Origin of the sequence: Vibrio sp. 1731 (genome assembly GCF_033339955.1) — a bacterium.
Taxonomy (GTDB): Bacteria; Pseudomonadota; Gammaproteobacteria; order Enterobacterales; family Vibrionaceae; genus Vibrio; species Vibrio alginolyticus.
The window spans coordinates 131542-151986 of sequence record NZ_JAWOVO010000002.1; the positions used below are offsets into that span (position 1 = coordinate 131542).

Below are 20445 nucleotides of genomic sequence, written 5' to 3' on the forward strand. Positions count from 1 at the left end.
CAAAAAGGTTTAGATAAAATTCTCGTCCCCCGAGGTTGTTTCAATTACTAATAGGTCAGTAGTTAGATTCTATATTAGTTCATCTAGAGGGTTAAGATAACTCGCCTATGTTTATCACTTTGAAAATGATATAAGGGACATTTTCATCATATAGAGATACAAATTCCATTATCAAATTAAAGTTCAAAACCAAATCGCGATAGATAGTAGTCTGATAATTAAGTTGGTACTAAGATACATACATCATAATTTCATGTTTAAAAATAGTCTTTTTTTATTCATATTCTCATTTCCAATACTTGCATTAGGTTTCAACGAAAGTATGTTCGATTTTTTTAAGAAATTTAAATATACATTAAGCCCAGAGATAAAAGGTACTTTAGTTCTTGATCAAAGACCTCTAAAAAATTTAACCGTTTACTTAGAAGCTAATTTTTTAAAGAATGCTTACAAAAGGAGTTCAATTACTAATGAGTTAGGTGAATTTCACTTTAAGCCAGTCATACATTCTCAAAGGTTTAAAGAATCAGCTTTGAATCAAACATATTCATATATCGGAATATATACCTATATAAATGAAGAAAAGAAGTACATTTGGGAGTCTCAGTTAAGCTACGTTTCACCGCCTATATTTATAAAAGATAACTTAAATAACCTTTACTGTGAGCTTAAAAATAAAGAATTCCGATATTTTTTCAAAAATATCAATCTAGAAAGTGCTCGAGATCTAATGGTTATTAGCAACTGCAATTTAAATGGATTTTTATATAAAACAGAGTTTACGGAGGATACATAATGCCGTCTTTAACACCAAAACTTGCATCAGAGATCGCGAACATACCGTATGGAGTATACCAGGGACAAGGGAGACTAGCGTTTAGGGGAGAAGGAGGTTTTGAAAAACACTTTGCATTTTCGCAGCAAGATGTTTTTAGTGGCCGAACTGGAGGCATCACAGGATTAGATCGTATACCATTGTTTAGAAAAGTGGTACCTGGTGTAATGAGAACATCTGAAGCATTTGCGGTAATTGGTATTGGGAAAGGAAAATATAAGGGAGATTTAGTAATTTCCATTAGAGGGACGCAAAACGCCAATGATTGGGTAACCAACCTAAATGTCGGCCTTAAAGGCTCTCCAAATGGCTCTATCGCTCATGCTGGATTTATTAATTCATTTTCAAGTATCAAACCAAGCATAAAACAATATTTACAGCAATGCCAAAATTTACCTAACCGTATTCATTGTGTTGGGCATAGCTTAGGAGGAGCTCTGGCTTCATTATGTTCTGATTGGCTGAGAGAAGAATATTCATTAAGAGTGAATTTATATACTTTTGGCGCACCTAGAGTTGGTTTAGAACAATATTCCCGTAAATCTAGTAAAAGCAACGACAAAGTATACCGCTGTACTCACGGCGCAGATCCTGTGCCTAAAGTACCTGTCTGGCCATTTATTCATGCTCCACATAATGGCGATGAGTACCGCTTAGACGCTAGTACTGGCTTTAATTTAAATGCTCATAGTATGTCTAGCGAAACAAGCTTAGGGTATTTAGATAATGCTAACTCCGAAACGTGGGGAGCAATAAAAGTCAGATCTAACAAGTACTTGTATACACCTACTAGATTTAAGTTTGAGCACAGAAACCAAGCATCATTTACAGAATATTGGTCAGAAAGAATTCAAGCAGCATTAATAACCTTATTAAAAGATACTGGCTTGTTTGCAGCAATAGCAGCCCAAGCCACAGTATCTACTGGAATGACATTTTATGATATACTCGCCAGAAATATAGAAAAAGTAGCTAAAGCTTCTAAAGTAAGAGAATCACAAGTCAAAGGGCTGTTAGGCCATATGCTGGTGTTTATTGGAAAACCAGTAAGAGCAATTGAAGATATGTCTGCAAAGTTTATTAGAAACGTTTTTCTTATGGTATTTGGAAAACTTTATCGAGCAGCACAAATGGCTATTAGTGCTGTAAAATAAACTTTCAACTTAATCAGACATCGAATTCAGTTTTTCTCTGGCTTGTGCTTCGTGTTCTTTAGTGATGGCATTACCGACTGAGTTCGCGGCTAAGGTAAGTGCTGCCATGTCATCGGTAAAACCGACGCCAGCGAGTACGTCTGGCACCATATCTGTTGGTAGGACAAAGTATGCCAGCGCACCACCTAAAATCGCCTTATGGCGAACAGAGGTGTTAGAATCTGTCATCGCGAGCCATGATTTAATGCCCATTACGGCAATTTCTTCACCCGCTTTCTTAACCGACCCTTTCATTTTTCGCCAGAATGTTTTCTCATCTGGCGCTTGCATCGTTTGATCTTTGGCGTCTTTCGGCGCCGATTTTACAGACATTGTTGTGGTCATCGTTGCCTCCGAAATTTATGACTATGTCCAACATATTAATTAATCGAACCTGAACGCAAGATTAATAACAAGAAATGATAGTAAAGTGAAACACAGATAGAAAAATCCCCAAACCGAAGTCCGGGGATTATTGCATTGGAAAAAAGTCTTGCAAACCAAAAGGTTGAAGCCAAAAACTTTGGGAACCAAGCTTTAAAAGCAGAATGCCCTATTGAGCAATCTTCTCCAATACACGCATCAGCATTTTGATTCGCGGTTCGATAGACTCAAGCAACAAGTACTCTTGATCGCTGTGGAAGCCCGCACCGATAGGTCCTAGACCATCCAAAGTTGGAACGCCAAGAATCGCCGTATTGTTTGCATCAGAGCCGCCACCGACTTCTTTCCAGTTGATGTCGATCGCCAGTTCACTTGCCGCTTCTTCAACTAATGTCATTAAGCTTTCTGTTTGTGGGCTTGGCACCATAGAAGGCTTATACGCTTCACTAACCAACTCAATGCTCACGCCATCAACGAATGGTGTTTCCAGCATGCCGTTTAGCTTGCTATCGACATCATCGTATTCTTCGTTGCTCCAGAAACGCACATCCACGATCGCTTCAGCGTGCTCAGGGACGATGTTCGCTCCGTTGCCACCAGAAACAATACCGACATTCAGTGTGGTACCAGATTCAAAGTTGGTCATTGCATTGACTGCTAGAATCCAATTCGCCATCTCAGTGATTGCGCTGCGGCCATTTTCTGGCTCGTTCCCTGCGTGAGCAGCAACGCCATTAAAGGTCATTTTGTAGCGAGCCATGCCTTTACGCGCTTTCACTAAACCACCGTCTGCACGTGCCGCTTCTGCAACCAGTACATTCTTAGCGTTTTTCGCTACTGATTGAATCCAATCCACAGAGTTCAGAGAGCCCGTCTCTTCATCTGGGTTCATGCAGATAGCGATAGACAGCTTATCCAACACCGCTTGGTCTAGATTACGCATCGCGTACACGATGTTCAGCAAACCAGATTTCATGTCAGACACACCTGGACCGTACGCTTTCTCTGCATCTTGAAACATTGGACGAAGCTCAGCGGTACCCACAGGGAACACCGTATCCATGTGACCAATTAGCATCACATCGATTTGCTCAGCTTCCGGCTTGTTTCGAACTTCAAGACCAACACCCGCTCTGCCACAGTCGATGCGTTTTACGCTCCAACCTGACATCGCTTGGTACTTATCTTCAAATTGAGAAGCGATGAACTCGATGCCATCAGTCGTGTAAGTGCCACAATCCACATTGATTAGCGGACGTAGCTCTTCTAGATATTCATTTAGAGAGAATTGCATGACTCACTCCTAGACAAACAGATTCATCACCAGCATTGCGCCAAACGCGTTCAATACTGAGATTGCAATCATAACTGGGATGTAACGACCTTCAGTACCGATTGGGCCCATGATACGACCCATGTACTGAACTTGAGAGCCCATAAGGTAGATGGCAGGCGCTAGAATCGCAATGTGCGTGCCGTTAAGGATACCTTGGTCAAACAGCGTGATAACCACCCCCACTGCGCCACCCATCGACATCCAAGCACCGATCAATACCGCTGCAGCTTCACCCGGAAGACCAAACACCGCCATGATTGGAGAAAACACAGTGCCCATCAGATCCAGCGCACCAGTGATTTGCAGCGCTTTGATGATAACGAACGCCATTAATACGTTAGGAACCGTAGAGGTAGTCGCAATCACCCAACCTTTCTTAGCACCTTCGACGAAGATATCCGTCACCATTGGTTTTTTCGCTTTAACGTCACCCATTATGCCGTCTCCTCTTTTAGGTTCTCTGATTTGTTTTGGTCTTGCTTGTCTTCGTTACCTTCCGTCATGTTTAGGTAGATACGGAACAGGTTCGCACCAATGATCTTAAACGCGAACATCACCACAACCGCCAAACCAATAGAAGAAGTTACTGCTAGAGAGCCGTCAGCCATCGTCAGTGTGAACAGCACAGCACCCGATGAGAAGAAGTTCACGATGGTTGCACCTGCAGTGAACTGGAACATGGTAAATACGTCCGTTTCACGCTTAGTTAGGTGACCTTCATCTTTTAGCTGACGCGTCATTGCCGCACCTGCATCGGTACTTTGTAGAGAAGCAATTAAAGCCAGACCAGAGTTACCAGGGATGCCCATTAGAGGACGTAGAAGAGGAGTAAGAAGCTTACGAGCTGCTTCAAGTGCACCGTAGTGCTCAAGTACGTTGATCATACCTAAGGCGAACATAACAGTTGGAATCAAAGTAAGTGCGAAAATGAAACCGTCGCGAGCACCGCTACCACCAGTACCGCGAAGCGACGTTGTTGCAACTTGCACACCGTCAGCCGTTTCGGTGACACCATACGCCACCTTGCCGAAAGAGCCATTGAGCGTTGTAAAATCGAATACACCGTACCATTCGCTAGATTGCATCAGGCCAGAAAAGAACACAACCGCAAACGCCAGAGCAACGTAGCACCCCAGTGTAACTTTACGCTCAGTTTGAACAGGAATTTTCATAACATTACCTACACATGTGGAACTTAACACATATGTTCACCTGAATGATGTGCTAGAGAGATGATCAAAATCAATCCGCCTGCCGAACATTATCGCGACTCAGTTATGAAGTTTTGTTTTATGATTCCAATCACAATTGAAAGATAATAAAAATTTGTGCCAACAATTAGGTATTTTAATCTATATCGATAGCTCACGACTTCTTCATCAACTCAACAAATGATTCTGACGAATATTGCTTTCTACAACATTCATGACGTACTTCATACTTTGGCATTGAGGCAATATCGATTAACTCGAAAGTAACATTCAGCCACGAAATTTAGGTTAGGATGGCCCGGTCATATGTAAACGGCATAAACCAGAATTAACAGGACTATACGACCCATTGTTACGCTCACAATATAAAATAGCCAAATGGACACTCGCCCTCGTGCTTTGGGTGGTGATGATATGCTTAAGCCAAAATTCTGGTTTCTCGAAAAGCTGCCCGAAGGCTCACCAAATACAGAGTCAGCAAGATGAGAGTGTGAATTTATCACCATCTTGCGACCTTTCAGAAAAGCTGGTTCAAGCGTACCAACATCAGTTTGATCATATTCTTATTCCATTTTTTCTGTTTGCTTTGATTGTGGCGCTGCCGATGACAACCACAGCAATTCGTTATCTGGAATACACAGAACCGATACCGGAAAAGTATCGGGTTCACCTAAAACTTTGCGTGTTTAGAGAATAAAGCCAGCAAGGCGAGAGACCTTTCTGCCTGACTTTTGTACATATTTTATTCACTTCACATAACAAACAACGAAATTTAAAAGTTTTAGGAAATATTATGACATTCACTCGTACACTTTTGGCGTTAACGATGGCTATCGTATCTGCCGTATCTTTCGCATCAGAAAAGACCGCAGAACAAAAGCTAGAGGAAGTTAATCAGATACTAAAAGATAACCCTCAAATTCTTGATTCATTGCACCAAAACCTTCAAGAGTACATTGCGTATCAACAGTCATTTGGCGACACCTTGAAGGAGGTTCGTCAATATCTAAGTGATGGCAAACATTCCTCTTTTGGTGCTGAAAACCCTGAGTTAACCATTATTAACGTAACAGACTACAGCTGCCCTTTTTGTAAACGTTTAGAAGGAGAGCTGGTCAAAGTTGGTAAGGAATATCCGCAGGTAAAAGTGCTTAACCTCAATGTCTCTTTTAAAGAACAATACGAGAAGAACGGTTACAACTCGGCAAGTTACGCATTAAATGTTTGGCAAAACCAGCGAGATAAGTACGAACAAGTGCATGAGTTATTGGTGAAAAAAACGGGCGCACATGACGCACGTTCCTTAAATCAAATCGCGAAAAAAACGGGGACAGAAGCACAGCTTGTCGACGACAAAGAGACCAAGGCGTTGCTTGATAAAAACTATCAGTATTTCACGCAACTTGGTTTACGCGGCACGCCCGCGTTGATCATTAATGATCAAGTCATTCCTGGCTATGTGCCGTTTGACGAGCTAGAAAAAGTCATCGACCAAGAACTGGCGAACTAATACAACAAAGCCCTTCCCTGATAACTCAAGGAAGGGCTTTTTCTATCTAGGCTTAAAACGAAGTTCTAACTACTTGTCGCGACCCACAAACGCCACAACGACTTTGTCATTGCCAAGCGAGCGAGAGAACACGTACGCGCCTTCTTGTTCAATTACTTGATGCTGACCCGCACCAATCGCTGGGTGCGCTTTACGGAACTGACCAAGAGTTTGCCAGTGTTTGAGCAGCGCTTGCTTCTCATCAGATAGCTTCCATACCATGTCAGAACGAGTGCCTTGGTGGAAATCGTCCGCGTAAGGACCAATGTTACGACCAACTTCATCACCATAATAAACCTGAACAGCACCAGGACTCAGAAGCAGTGCATTCGCGGCGTTACGCTGCATACCGTAATCTTTGAAGCGAGAGAAGAACAGCTCGGTATCGTGAGAAGACATGTAGCTCACAGGGTTAAAGTCTTTCTCATTGGCGATAGTGTCCGCATAGCTTTGGTAAGTGTCTGCCATTTGGCTGAAACACGCCGCGCCTTTGTCTAACTTCTTCTGCATGTCGAAGTTAATCAACGCATCAAAGCCATCGTCAAAGTAAGGGCTGCGATAAGCGGTATGTCCCCATACTTCACCCATCATCCAGAATGGCTGACCTGACTTACCGTTCTCTTTACGCCACTGCTCAAGGCTGCTTGATGCCTCTTCTTTCAAGCGTTTCCACACATGGCCTTCAACGTGCTTCACCGTGTCGACACGGTAACCATCAATACCAAAGCGTTTCACCCAATCAGTTTGCCACTCAATTAGGTAGTCCGAGACAGTGTAATTATCACGCGCCTCAACGCGAGTGCCAGGGTTATCCAATAGCCATTGAGCTGGCTTCACGGCTTTGTCTGATTCAGTGATAAAGTCAGGCAAACCCGCCAATGACATGGTGATATCACTGCTGCCCGGAGCTGGGTATCCCGGTAGACCTGTTCTTACCCAGTCACCGCCCCACCATTTCGCCCAGTTTGGACTCTGGTAATCAATCTTCTGGTGGTAGCTATGCCAGTTTTCACCCGCTTTTGGTTGCCAATCCCCCCACTTCTTAGGTAGTTCAGCGTTTGGTTTTAACACCTCAATACCATCAAATTGCAAATCGGCTAACGTCGAGTAACCGGTGTGGTTGATTACTGCGTCCATCAATACTTTAAGGCCACGTTTGTGTGCCTCTTCCACCAGCTTTTTCAGATCATCTTCGTTACCGAAGTTCTCATCAATCTTGGTGAAATCGCGCGTCCAGTAACCGTGGTAAGCGTAAAATGGGAATGAGCCACTATCGCCGCCGCCCACAAAACCATGCACTTGCTCAACGATTGGCGACAACCAAATTGCATCTGTACCTAGGCTCTTGATGTAATCTAGCTTTTCGATCACGCCTTTTAGGTCACCGCCGTGGAAGGTGCCGATCTCTTCTTTGCTGTCTTTCTTACGCCCATAGCTGTTGTCATTGCTGGTATCGGCGTTGTTGAAACGGTCAACCATCACGAAGTAAATGTTGGCATTGCGGTAATCAAACGGCACTGCTTCTTTGGTTTTCTTCACTGGCTCTAGTAGCACCAACCCGCCTGAATCTTTGCTTGGCGTCAGCGATACTTGCTGATCTTTTACTTCGACCATCTGCCCAGAGTAAGCATCACGCAACTTGGTGCCATCGGGGAAACTGTCACCCAGCGCAATGGTGACTTCGCCGCCTTGATAAACCTCACATTGCACTTGTGGGATTGGGCGTTTGAATTCTGTCTTCGCGGCTTTCTTAGGTTCACGCTTGAAGCGCAATGTTTTCGCTTCCGCATCAAAAGCAAAAGAGTAATCGCCAGTAAAGCGGATTTTTAATGGCAGTTCTGTTGGCTTTCCACAGTTCAGCGCGATAGGTTTGTTGAATTTGACCTTCTGGCTATCAGGCGCGAAACAGTCGCCCTCAACGCCCGTGATTTTGAGCGTGTATCCGTCTTTGGTTAAGGGCACAACCAAAGGCTGTTCTGCACTTAAGGGAAAGTCACGGCTGTTAGTCGTGGTAGAGATGGTGATGTTTGGCTCGGCGATGGCACTTGCCGATGCAAGCAATAAGGTAGTCGTAATCAGATTCAGTTTCATCGTTCAGTCCATTGGTTGCGCATAGGCGCAGTATTCGTGTTGTAGTTTTATTCACACTAATAGTAAATGGATGAAAAACTGAGCACATCATTCTGAAAAGCTACGCCCTAAAGCTTGTGACGCTTCACATTTTGCTTTTATGGGGGCGTAGTTCTACTTATGAGCAGGGTAAAAAGGAGTTTAAAGCAGAACGCTACCAAGGTTACGCATTTGTCTCATCGCCCAATTGACGCGGCTGATGGTGTAAGAAGTCTGAGGGTAAACTTTGATGCGATACGGATTTGGCAGCACCACCGCAAGCCTTGCTGCTTGGCGTGTTGAAAGTTGTTTAGCAGGAATACCAAAGTAGTTTTGCGCAGCGGCTTCCGCGCCATAAATACCTGGACCAAACTCCACCACATTCAAATACACTTCAAGAATGCGTTTTTTACTCCACATTGCTTCCATCAGCAGAGCAAAATAAAGCTCATACGCTTTGCGCACATAAGAGTGTGAAGGAAACAGAAACACGTTCTTTGCAGTTTGCTGAGTAATCGTGCTCGCACCGCGAGAGGGACCGTTCTCGCCAGACTCTGAGATCACTTTAAACAAGGAATCAAAATCCACTCCGTAATGGGTCGGGAACTTTTGATCTTCTGTCGCAATCACGGCCAGTTGAATGTGTTTAGAAATATCACTCAAAGGCACCCATTCATTTTGACTCTCTTCAGGAAATCCTTCAGGAGGAGAAATTATGCGGCTGATCTTCCATCCCCAAATTGGTGGATCGATGTATTTCACTATGCCAACGAGCATCACTGGTAAAAGCAAAAGCACCAATAAGATATTGAACAGAAGGGATTTAATCTTTCTCAAAGTCCGACCTAGCCTGATTTCATAAAACAATATGATGCAAGTATAGAGTATGCAGTCTGTTTATCGTTAGTGAAAACTTGGTTAAAAAAAAGCCCGATTTACAATGTAAAACGGGCTTAGAATTTGATTAGACTAAATTATTTGTGCAGCTTGTAGAACACGGTTGAAAGTGGAGGCAAACGAAGCTCAAGTGATTGAGGCAGTGATTCACTTTCGACTTGTTCCGTTTTCACACTGGTCAGCACTTTAAAATCGCTTCCGCCGTATTTGCTGTCGTCCGTGTTCAGCAGCAGTTCGTATTGACCTGCATTTGGAACACCTAAACGGAAACGCTCGTGTGGTACGGGCGTAAAGTTGGTGATGATGAGAATACGCTCACCCCCTTTACTGATACGCTCGTGCGCTAGGATGCTTGCATCTGCCTCGTCTTGTAGACGCCACTCAAAACCAGCAGGAACACAATCTTGATCGTGCATCGCCGCTTCATTTCGGTACAAGTGGTTCAAATCGCGCATCAGCTTTTGAACGCCTTGATGACGTTCGTATTCCAGCAAGAACCATTGCAACTGATCATCGTGGTTCCACTCCGCCGTTTGGCCGATTTCCGCGCCCATGAAGTTCAGCTTTTTGCCCGGTTGACCATACATATAACCGTAGTATGCACGTAGGTTTGCGGTTTGCTGCCATTCATCGCCCGGCATCTTGTTATGGATAGAGCCTTTTCCGTACACCACCTCGTCGTGAGAGAGAGACAAGACGTAGTTTTCGCTGTGCGCATAAACCAGCGGGAATGTGATGGTATTGTGGTGGTATTTGCGGTGAACAGGATCTTCTTTGATGTATGAAAGACTGTCGTGCATCCACCCCATATTCCACTTGAAGCCAAAGCCTAAACCACCCATAAAGGTTGGCGCAGACACACCCGGAAACGCCGTTGACTCTTCCGCAATCGTCATCGCATTCGGGAAGTGCTTGTACACTTCTTCGTTCATCCATTTTAAGGTTGCGATTGCGTCGTAGTTTTCGTTGCCACCATCAACGTTCGGGACCCACTGATCGTGGCTACGTGAATAATCGAGATAGAGCATCGACGCGACGGCGTCCACGCGAATACCATCAATATGGAATTGTTCAAACCAGTACAGCGCATTCGACACAAGGAAGCGACGCACATGTTCACGGCCTAAATCGTAAATGTAGGAGTTCCAGTCTTGGTGCCAACCGCGACGCGGATCTGGATCATGGAACAGAGGCGTACCATCAAAGTTCGCTAAACCATGATCATCCGATGGGAAATGCGCAGGAACCCAATCCAGCACTACACCGATACCAGCTTGGTGACACGCATCCACGAAGAATTTGAAATCATCAGGTGAGCCAAAACGGCTAGTTGGTGCAAACAAGCCAACAGGTTGATAGCCCCATGAACCATAGAATGGATGCTCAGACACAGGCATCAGCTCAACGTGGGTGTAGCCCATATCCACAAGGTATGGCACCAACTGCTCCGCGAGTTCGCGGTAGTTCAGGAAATCACCGTTCTCGTCGCGCTTCCATGATCCAGCATGTAGCTCGTAAAACGATAACGCTTCATCACGCTTTTGTGTCACTGCACGGTTTTGCCATTTCGCATCTTGCCATTGGTAACGCTTGTGATCGTAGGTAATGGATGCGAACGATGGGTATTGCTCAGAGTAGAAACCCCAAGGGTCTTGTTTGTGTGGCAACCCTTCCCCATTTGGCCCTTTGAGCTCAAATTTGTATTGTACCCCCTCTTCCAAACCAGGAATGAATAGGCCCCAGATACCGTAGTCTAAGCGTTGCATTGGATGACGACGGCCATCCCATTGGTTGAAGCAACCCACAAGGCTAACAGCAGATGCATGTGGTGCATAAACAAGGAAACGCACACCAGAGATGTTTTCACCGCCACGTTCTAGCGTGACAAAGTGTGCGCCCATGTAGTGATACATGTCTTTTGGCGTATGCAGATGCTCGTACTCTTGGTAGATATTGTGGTACTGGTACGGGTCATCAATAATTTGTTCAACACCATTCCAATCGACCGCTAAACGGTAGTGGGTCAGGTGTAAATCGCGTTGCTCTTTTAAGATGAAACCGCTGTCGCCATCACGCTCAAGCGCCACGCGAGGTTCACCATTAACAAGCAGTTCAACCTTGTTTGCGCCCGGCATCCAAACTCTCAGCGAAGCTTCGTCGTCAATGAAAGGACCCAGCGCCGCAAATGGATCTGAGTAAGCCGCCTCAGCAAGCAGTTCGTATGCGCGTTCGTGTTGTTTCTTTATTTTCTTGGTTTTGGTGGTTTTCAAATCTTTCTCCCTAGAGCCAACATCCTTTTCAAGACCAGAGATCTGAATCAAACATCGGTTTCTCCACAGCCAACGTTGTGAACTCACAAAAAGACTCCGCTTCTCACGTTCGTTGCGTAAACGGCGTCAAAATACAAAAATGCCCGCTATTGTCGCGGGCATAATAACGGTACTTCATCCTAACGGATTGTGTTTTAGGAATGAGTGACCTAGACGGAACTTTCGTACCTCTGAGCTAACAAAATTGGTAATCAGCTCGTCCATCTACGCCACTCTAGGCATCTTACTTACTCGCCTGTGCACGAACTTCAGTAAGGCGTTTAGAAATACGGTTCACATCTTCACGGCTGAAGATTTCATCTAGGTTCATCGACAATTTACGACGCCAGTTTGGATACTCATCCACCGTACCAGGAATATTGACCGGTTGATCCATTTCTAGCCAGTCTTCAAGCTGAACACTAAGCAGTGCAGAGTCACCCGCGGCTACGTGCAGTTGCAGCGCTTCGCTTAGGTATGAATCCATTGGCACGTACTGAGCATCATGACCAATGCCTTCTGGCAAATAGCCATGCCAGCGAACACTGTCTAGAATGCCTTGTTTGCACTTCAAGCGGTCAGCGAATAGGCCTTCCAACTGCTGCTCATCAGGGTACAGACCAATCTCACGCCCCATCTTCAAGTCATCACAGTGCCAGAAACCGCGTAGTGTTGGCATATCGTGCGTACACAGCGCAGCCATAGACTGCTCAGCGTAGTGCTTCGGAGAAATAAAACCGCCGTCGTCTTTTGATGTTTCGAAGAAGAAGACTTTGTACGAATGCACACCCGCATCACGAAGGATATCCACGATTTCATCAGGCACAGTACCCAAGTCTTCACCGATTACAGAACACTGATGACGATGAGATTCTAGCGCTAGGATTGCTAGCATGTCTTCAACTGGGTAGTACAGGTAAGCACCTTCTGTCGCTTTCTCGCCTTTTGGAATCCACCATAGACGAAGTAGACCAAGAACGTGGTCAATACGCAGCGCACCGCAGTGTTTCATGTTTGCACGCAGTAGCTTGATGTATGCATCGTAGCCAGTTGCTTCCAACACTTGTGGGTTTAGCGGTGGTAGACCCCAGTTTTGGCCTAGTGGACCAAGTACATCCGGCGGCGCACCGATGCTTGCATCCAATACTAGCGCGCCTTCGTCTGCCCATGTTTCGCTGCCTGAATCTGCAACACCAACCGCAAGGTCGCGGTACAAACCCACAGCCATGCCTTTTTCTTCGGCTAGCGCTTGTGCTTCTTTGATTTGATCGTCTGCGATCCATTGCAGGTACATGTACAAGTGAACACGATCTTGGTTGTCCTTAATGTACTTCTGAGTACCAGCTGCGTCGAATGTGCGGTATTTCTCAGGGAATACAGGCCAACCCCACATGTTTGCATCTTCTGCATGTAAATCAGCATGAAGTGCATCGAATGCAGCTTGGTGTAGCAAGCTGTCTCCGCCTTTTTCAACAAAGTCCAAGAAGGCACGAGCGCGATCGGTGTTCTTGTCTAAATGGCGAGCTTTAAACTCACTGAATAGCAGCGGAAGAACGCTCATTTTTAGTTGTGAAACTTCGGTGTAATTCACCCAATGAGAGTCTCGCGCTTTTTGTAGACGTTGTTGGAACTCTGCGCTACCCACTCGCTGTTGTGCTTCTGCACTTAGCGCGAACTCAGGTACAGAGCTTACGTCGATGTACATGATGTTCAGCCAGCGACGAGAAGACGGGCTGTATGGGCTTGCCCCTTCTGGATTCGCAGGGAACAGCGAGTGAATCGGGTTCAAGCCAATGAAGTCACCGCCACGAGAGGCAATATCACTCACCAGTTGTTTTAGGTCACCAAAATCACCGATGCCCCAGTTATGCTGAGTACGCAGTGTGTAAAGCTGGATACTAGGACCCCATAGCTTTTTGTGTTGGTTTAGATCGTCTTGTTTGAAACACGCTTTCGGCGTAATGATCAATGACATCTCGTAAGGTGTTTTACGACGCTTACGACTGATGATCAGTTTGTGATAACCCCAAGCCAAGTTCTTTGGCAATGCAAACACTAGAGGGCCACCCTCAGCACGCTCATCACGAACAATTTGGGACTGAAGATAGCCTTCAAGTACCTCTCCTTGTTCTGTTTCTAAACGCCAGCTGAATTCACTCTCACGAGCACTCGTACCTAGGTTTAGTTCCACTTCGACTGGTTCGCCGTCGCGTAAAACAAGAACAGGGGCTAGTACGTCTTTTTTATGTTTCTTTTCAGCAGAAGCCAGTAGTTTTTCATCACTGCTAGTATCGTAGCCAAGCGAAGCGAGCAAGCGGCGTAGCGTCTCCTCAGACACTTTCGCCTCATCTCCCCAAGCACTGACATAGCTATCAGCCAATCTCGCCATTTCCGCGACTTTCTTTAATGCTGTTTGTTCTTTCATCGCTTTCTCCGAAGGTAATACCAACACCTTCCATGTAGGGTTTTATTGTTATCAATAACTTCTTTTGGAAAATGACCAAAGGTAGCGCTTGGCTACCTTGGTCTTAACTAGGTTCTATTAGCGTTTCACCGCTTCAAGTTTCCAGATATTGTTCACGTAGTCGCGGATTGAGCGGTCTGACGTGAACTTGCCAACAAGGGCGGTATTAAGAATGGCCTTCTTCGCCCAGCCAGCTTGATCTTTATATTGTTCGCTCATGTCTTCGTGCGCTTTCACGTAAGATGCAAAGTCCGCAAGACATAAGTACGGGTCACCGCCGTCTAGTAGGCTGTCGTATGTGGCACGCAGTAAGCCCGGTTGGCCTGGTGTGAACTCTTCACCCAATAGCAAGTCCATTGACGCTTTGAGTAAGTGATCCGCATTGTAGTAATCAAATGGGTTGTAACCTTGAGCTTTCAGCGCTTTCACACCTTCAACATCTAGACCGAAGATGTAGATGTTCTCATCGCCTACTTCCTCACGAATCTCAACGTTTGCACCATCCATTGTACCGATAGTTAGCGCACCGTTTAGCGCCATCTTCATGTTACCTGTACCTGATGCTTCTTTACCCGCTAGCGAGATTTGTTGAGAAACGTCAGCCGCAGGGATAATGATTTCAGCCATGCTCACGCGGTAGTCAGGGATGAATACCACTTTCAGCTTGTTACCGATGCGAGGATCGTTGTTCACCTTGTCTGCAATCTTGTTGATTGCGAAGATGATTTCTTTCGCTAGGTGGTAACCCGGTGCTGCTTTTGCTGCGAAGAACACAACGCGTGGCGTACACTCAAAACCTGGTTCATTAAGAATACGATGGTACAGAGACAGTACGTGTAGCAAGTCTAGATGCTGACGTTTGTACTCGTGCAGACGCTTGATTTGAACATCGAAGATTGCATTAGTATCGAGCTCGATACCCATGTTCTCTTTCACCCAAGTTGCTAGGCGTTCTTTGTTCTCTTTCTTCACTGCCATGAATTCTTTTTGGAATGTCGCGTCAGTAGCGTACTTCGCAATACCTTCAAGTTGCTCTAGTTTCGCTGGCCATTCTGGGCCGACTTTCTCAGTGATAAGCTGAGACAGACCTGGGTTACAGAACTTCAACCAGCGACGTGGCGTAATACCGTTCGTTACGTTGTGTAGACGTGTCGGGTACATTTCGTGGAACTCTGGGAATAGGTCTTTCTTAACCAATTCAGAGTGAAGTGCTGCTACACCGTTTACTGCGTAAGAGCCGATTACACATAGGTTTGCCATGCGAACCATGCGGTGGAAACCTTCTTCGATGATAGAAAGCTTCTGTTGCTTCGCGACATCACCCGGCCACATTGCACGTACGTCTTGTAGGAAGCGGTGGTTGATCTCGTAAATGATCTCCATGTGACGTGGTAGCAGGTGCTGGATTAGCGACTCTGGCCATGTCTCTAGTGCTTCTGGAAGTAGCGTGTGGTTGGTGTACGCAAATGTCTTAGAGCTGATTTCCCAAGCCGCTTCCCAAGCTAAACCTTTTTCATCCATCAGGATGCGCATTAGTTCAGGAATCGCAATCGTTGGGTGTGTATCGTTAAGCTGGATAGTCTCTTGCTTAGGTAGATCCGCTAGCGAGTAGCCCGCAGCTTCGTGGCGACGTAGGATGTCACGTACAGACGCTGCTGAGTGGAAGTACTGCTGCATTAGACGCAGTGTTTTACCTTTCTCGTGGTTGTCATTCGGGTAAAGCACTTTAGTGATGTTACCTGCGTCGATCAGTGCGTGCTGAGCTTCGAAGTAATCACCATTGTTAAAGCTTGCTAGTGAAAATGGTGCAATCGCCTGACATTCCCAAAGACGTAGCGGGTAAACCGTGTCTGATTCGTAACCCACAATTGGAAGATCCCAAGGCATTGCTCTTACTGTCATGCCTGGTACCCATTTGCGAACCTCTTTACCGTTCTCGTTAATCACTTCAACGTGACCGTAGAAACCGATCTCTTGCGCAAGTTCTGGACGCGCAATTTCCCAAGGGTAGCCTTCTACACCGCGCCATGCGTCAGGTGCTTCTTGCTGGCGACCATCTTTGAATGACTGTTTAAATAGACCGTATTCGTAATGTAAACCATAGCCGACAGTTGGGAATTCTTGTGCCGCACATGAATCCATGAAACACGCAGCCAGACGACCAAGGCCACCGTTACCCAATGATGGGTCGCGCTCTTCTTCTAGCAGATCAGTTAGGTTGTAACCCAGTTCAGCCATTGCTTCTGTTACTTGTTCATACAGACCCATGCTGATTAGGTTGTTACCCGTCAAACGACCGATAAGGAATTCTAGCGAAAGGTAGTTAACGCTCTTCGCACTTTTAATGCGTGGATCTTCTTCTGTCGCAAGCAAATCTAGAGTAGTAAATTCAGCCAGAGCATGCCCCATTGCTAGGTACCATGCGCGGCTGTCTGCGTTTTCAATCGTATGAGCGTAAGTTACAGATAGGTGTTTCTTTACGCTTTCTTGGAACGACTTCTTGTCAAATTGTTTTTGTTGAGTAGGTTTCATTACGAAATTCTCACGTCTTTTGGTAATTCATCTGCCATACATCGTGCATTTACCTCTGTGAATAAACATCCTCCTAATTCTCATCCTTTGAAGGAGGAGGGCTGAGGGCGTAGAGGGGGTACCATTGCTAGGTTAGTGATCCAAATCTCAACAAAGTGAACTTTGCACCAGTTCTTAGTGATTTTGATCACAATGGAATGTGAGAAAGGTTAAAACCCGTTCATGACGCTTTTTATAGTCCACTCATCTGATGATGTGAAAATTGTAATATCGGTCACATTAACTCGGTCAGCGTAGAAGAACTTTTCGTAATCTATGTGCAACGCGATCTTAACGCTAACGAAACAAACGATATTTAAGTGACGACAATCACAAATAAAGGGCGTAGTTGATGGTAAATCCATCAACCCTTGAGAATTAGGAAGTGGATCAAAGTAACGAACATTTCTGATGTCGTAACATCCCACTCAGCTCACAGGATTGTACGCTTTTTATACAAACTAGAATTAGGCGATGTGAGTTATTTCTAGTTTTCGCTAGCTTTTATATCTAAGTGACCGTATGGAATGGTTTTTCAGACGGACGCAAGCCCCAACAGTAGCGACATTATCCGGCATTCAAACAGTGTTTTTGATGCTGATGACATCATTCAGTAAGACGGCTTTCAAGGGGGCTTTACAAGAATGATCACGTTGCTGTCATTTGGGTATACATAAATAAGGACATAACTACTAATGTGGATTCCATCTAAGCTTACTCGACCAGGACGCCTGCACAATGCCATCGTGCGCCCACGAGTGTTGGACTTACTACAGCAAGCGCCTTACTACAAATTGGTTTTATTCCGATCCCCAGCAGGTTACGGAAAAACGACAATGGCAGCGCAGTGGCTATCCGATAAGCCAAACGTCGGTTGGTACAGCATTGATGACAGCGATAACGACGGCTTTCGCTTTGTAAACTATCTGCTTCAAGCATTAAACAAAGCCACCAACTTCAGTTGCGCTAACGCACAAAAACTGGCGGAAAAACGTCAGATCTCGTCTTTACGCTCCCTATTTAGCGAAGTATTCGCTGAAATGGCTGACTTTCATCAAGAGTGCTACGTGGTGCTTGATGACTACCATTTAATCACGAATGATGAAATCCATGAATCCATGCGTTTCTTTTTAAAGCACATGCCAGACAACCTCACCGTTGTGGTAACCAGTCGTGCAGCGCCGCCTCTAGGCACTGCAAACTTACGTGTTCGTGATTTAATGATCGAAATTGGCAACGAGATGTTGGCGTTTGATACCGAAGAAACCACTCGCTTCTTTAACCAGCGTATCGCCGATGGTATTGATGAAGACATGGCGAACAGCCTAAGAACCTATGTTGAAGGTTGGCCATCGGCGATGCAGTTGATCGCATTACAAGCCCAACATCAAAACCGCACATTGGCGCAAACTGTAGAGTCGGTATCGCAGTTCAATCACGCGCACTTGTGGGATTACTTGGTCGAAGAAGTGTTTGACTTACTCGATCACGAAACTCGTCACTTTTTAATGCAAGTATCCGTGCTTGACCACTTCAATGATGAGCTAGTGTTTGCCCTTACCCAACGCGAAGACGCACTGGGAATGATTGAATCGCTTAACCGTTACGGCTTATTCATTTACCCGCTCGAAGGGGAACAGAACTGGTTCCGGTTCCATAACTTATTTGGCGAGTTTTTATCTCATGAGCGCCAAGCTCGTATTCCTCAGCAAGAAAAAGATCTCCACCGCAATGCTGCTATCGCTTGGTTACAACAAAAAGCACCACACCAAGCGATTCATCATGCACAAAAATCGAATGATAAGGACTTAGTGGTAGAGATCCTAAACGAATTCGGCTGGAAGATGTTTAACCAAGGCGAACTCAGCACACTGGAAAGCTCAATTAACAAGTTGGACGATGATCTGTTGTTCAGCCACCCAAAACTTACGATGCTCCGAGCATGGTTGGCTCAAAGTCAGCATCGTTATAACCAAGTGGGCCACCTGCTTGAAGAAGCGGAAGAGGAACACAAAAAGCGTAACATTGCGTTAGATATTCATTATCAAGGTCAAGCAAACGCGTTGCTTGCTCAAGTGGCTATCAACAGTAACCAACCAGAAAAAGCTCTCGAATTAGCGGAGTTAGCGCTTAGCCAACTTGATAACACAATTTACCGTAGCCGAATTGTGGCGACTTCGGTTGTTGGTGAAGTTAACCACGTGCTAGGTAAACTAGACCGTGCTTTGCCGATGATGCAACAAACTGAAAAGCTAGCTCGTCAGTATCAGGTATATCACCAAGCGTTATGGGCAATATTGCAGCAAAGCGAGATTTTAATTGCACAAGGTTACGTGCAAGCTGCCTTTGAACTACAAGATTCCGCATTCCGTCTGATTGAAGATCAGCAGCTTCAGCATGTTCCTCTTCATGAATTTTTGCTGCGTATTCGCGCGCAAGTACTTTGGTGCTGGAACCGACTTGATGAAGCGGAAGAATGCGCGTACAAAGGTCTGCAAATTCTCGAAAACCATTCACCAAGCAAGCACTTACATAGCTATTCGATGTTGGCGCGTATTGCGATTGGACGCGGTGAATTAGACAAAGCCGGTAAATTCATTGAGCACATCCAACACTTGATGAAACAGTCGACTTACCATGTAGATTGGACTGCAAACGCTTCACTATCGTTGATTCTATTTTGGCAAGCGCGCGGGAATACCGATGCAATGCAAGAATGGCTCAACACTGCGGTTCGTCCTGAATCGGCATGCAACCACTTTTCTCAATTGCAATGGCGTAACATTGCCCGCGCCCACATTAACTTAGGCCAATATACCGACGCTCGTGCTGCGTTAGATTTCCTCCAAGGTGAAGCTCGTCGCACTAACCTAATCACAGATACTAATCGCAACTTAGTGGTTGAAGCGGTCCTTTCTGCTCGCCAAAAAGATGAGGAGCAAGCCAAGGCTTTGTTAAAAGAAGCATTAGTAATGACGAACCAAACTGGCATGGTCGGAAACTTCCTGATTGATGGTGCAACCATTGGCGGTCTGCTGGAGAAGTTGAGCCTCCGCCATGAACTGGGCGATCTTGAGCGTCACCGTGCTCAACAGTTAATGAAGGACATTTCATCGAATCAACGTAGCCGGTCGATTCACTTTGATGAAGACTTTATTGAAAAGTTGGTGAATCACCCTAATGTGCCAGAGCTAGTACGTACCAGCCCATTAACACAACGCGAATGGCAGGTTCTGGGGCTGATTTATTCAGGCTTTAGTAACGAGCAAATCGCACAAGAGCTGGATGTGGCAGGTACGACAATTAAAACCCACATTCGCAACCTGTACCAAAAGCTTAATATTGCTAATCGTAAAGAAGCCATTGTGACAGCTGAAAATTTGCTGCAGTTGATGGGATACTGAACTGCTCGATAAACGGGTTAAAACGTAAAGTAAAACATAAGGGTTGGCGTAACACGTCAGCCCTTTTTTATGACTGACAGTAAGAGAAGTGCAATTTGCAAAGCACGTAAGTAACGTTGTTCATATAAAAAAATAGCCAACCGCAATAATCGCGATTGGCTTATATTTAGTGTGAACAAATTG

At 45.3% G+C, this 20445-nt stretch carries 14 protein-coding genes; 5 read left to right on the plus strand and 9 right to left on the minus strand.

Going from position 1 to position 20445, the window contains the following annotated elements; all coding sequences use genetic code 11:
* Window positions 1–322 precede the first annotated feature (322 nt).
* Together R7035_RS03380 and R7035_RS03385 are read left to right on the plus strand one after the other, a co-directional pair.
* The gene (locus R7035_RS03380) at window positions 323–796 is read left to right on the plus strand and encodes a DUF6795 domain-containing protein (protein ID WP_232284613.1); all 474 of its coding nucleotides are present in this window, start codon (window positions 323–325) and stop codon (window positions 794–796) included.
* Window positions 796–1989: a lipase family protein gene (locus R7035_RS03385; RefSeq protein WP_262651672.1), complete on the plus strand. Its 1194-nt coding sequence runs from the start codon at window positions 796–798 to the stop codon at window positions 1987–1989. Before R7035_RS03380 ends, R7035_RS03385 begins: the two co-directional genes overlap by 1 nt.
* A 9-nt stretch (window positions 1990–1998) precedes the next feature.
* Here R7035_RS03385 and R7035_RS03390 read toward each other — a convergent pair whose 3' ends face one another.
* The 4 genes from R7035_RS03390 to R7035_RS03405 form a co-directional block, all read right to left on the minus strand.
* A complete protein-coding gene (locus tag R7035_RS03390; protein WP_262637806.1) occupies window positions 1999–2373 on the minus strand; it encodes a YkvA family protein in 375 nt (124 codons plus the stop codon).
* Window positions 2374–2581: 208 nt separating this feature from the next.
* Window positions 2582–3706, minus strand: a complete 1125-nt coding sequence (locus R7035_RS03395) for a M20 family metallopeptidase (protein WP_186585062.1) — start codon at window positions 3704–3706, stop codon at window positions 2582–2584.
* A 9-nt stretch (window positions 3707–3715) separates the two neighbouring features.
* A complete protein-coding gene (locus tag R7035_RS03400; protein ID WP_005374849.1) occupies window positions 3716–4183 on the minus strand; it encodes a YjiG family protein in 468 nt (155 codons plus the stop codon).
* A complete protein-coding gene (locus R7035_RS03405; protein ID WP_186585603.1) occupies window positions 4183–4920 on the minus strand; it encodes a nucleoside recognition domain-containing protein in 738 nt (245 codons plus the stop codon). The genes R7035_RS03400 and R7035_RS03405 overlap by 1 nt, the downstream gene beginning before the upstream one ends.
* 448 nt (window positions 4921–5368) lie before the next feature.
* Between R7035_RS03405 and R7035_RS03410 the strand changes: the two genes are divergently transcribed.
* Together R7035_RS03410 and R7035_RS03415 are read left to right on the plus strand one after the other, a co-directional pair.
* Entirely contained in the window at window positions 5369–5656 is a 288-nt protein-coding gene (locus tag R7035_RS03410) for a hypothetical protein (RefSeq protein ID WP_049872671.1), read from the plus strand.
* A 96-nt stretch (window positions 5657–5752) separates the two neighbouring features.
* Complete coding sequence (locus R7035_RS03415; RefSeq protein ID WP_318145956.1) at window positions 5753–6469, plus strand: DsbA family protein; 717 nt, start codon at window positions 5753–5755, stop codon at window positions 6467–6469.
* Window positions 6470–6538: 69 nt separating this feature from the next.
* On the opposite strand, the gene R7035_RS03420 is transcribed toward R7035_RS03415, so the two are convergent.
* The 5 genes from R7035_RS03420 to R7035_RS03440 all read right to left on the minus strand — a co-directional run bounded on the left by R7035_RS03420 (window position 6539) and on the right by R7035_RS03440 (window position 16819).
* The gene (locus R7035_RS03420) at window positions 6539–8599 is read right to left on the minus strand and encodes an alpha-amylase (protein WP_213885237.1); all 2061 of its coding nucleotides are present in this window, start codon (window positions 8597–8599) and stop codon (window positions 6539–6541) included.
* Between the two features lie 180 nt (window positions 8600–8779).
* The gene (mtgA, locus tag R7035_RS03425; RefSeq protein ID WP_186585601.1) at window positions 8780–9454 is read right to left on the minus strand and encodes a monofunctional biosynthetic peptidoglycan transglycosylase; all 675 of its coding nucleotides are present in this window, start codon (window positions 9452–9454) and stop codon (window positions 8780–8782) included.
* A 137-nt stretch (window positions 9455–9591) separates the two neighbouring features.
* The gene (gene glgB / locus R7035_RS03430; protein WP_262651717.1) at window positions 9592–11835 is read right to left on the minus strand and encodes a 1,4-alpha-glucan branching protein GlgB; all 2244 of its coding nucleotides are present in this window, start codon (window positions 11833–11835) and stop codon (window positions 9592–9594) included.
* 232 nt (window positions 11836–12067) lie between these two features.
* Window positions 12068–14248: a 4-alpha-glucanotransferase gene (gene malQ / locus R7035_RS03435; RefSeq protein WP_005374838.1), complete on the minus strand. Its 2181-nt coding sequence runs from the start codon at window positions 14246–14248 to the stop codon at window positions 12068–12070.
* Window positions 14249–14365: 117 nt separating this feature from the next.
* Complete coding sequence (locus R7035_RS03440) at window positions 14366–16819, minus strand: glycogen/starch/alpha-glucan phosphorylase (RefSeq protein ID WP_005374836.1); 2454 nt, start codon at window positions 16817–16819, stop codon at window positions 14366–14368.
* Between the two features lie 734 nt (window positions 16820–17553).
* Between R7035_RS03440 and malT the strand changes: the two genes are divergently transcribed.
* A complete protein-coding gene (gene malT, locus R7035_RS03445) occupies window positions 17554–20262 on the plus strand; it encodes an HTH-type transcriptional regulator MalT (RefSeq protein ID WP_005374834.1) in 2709 nt (902 codons plus the stop codon).
* Window positions 20263–20445: the final 183 nt, after the last annotated feature.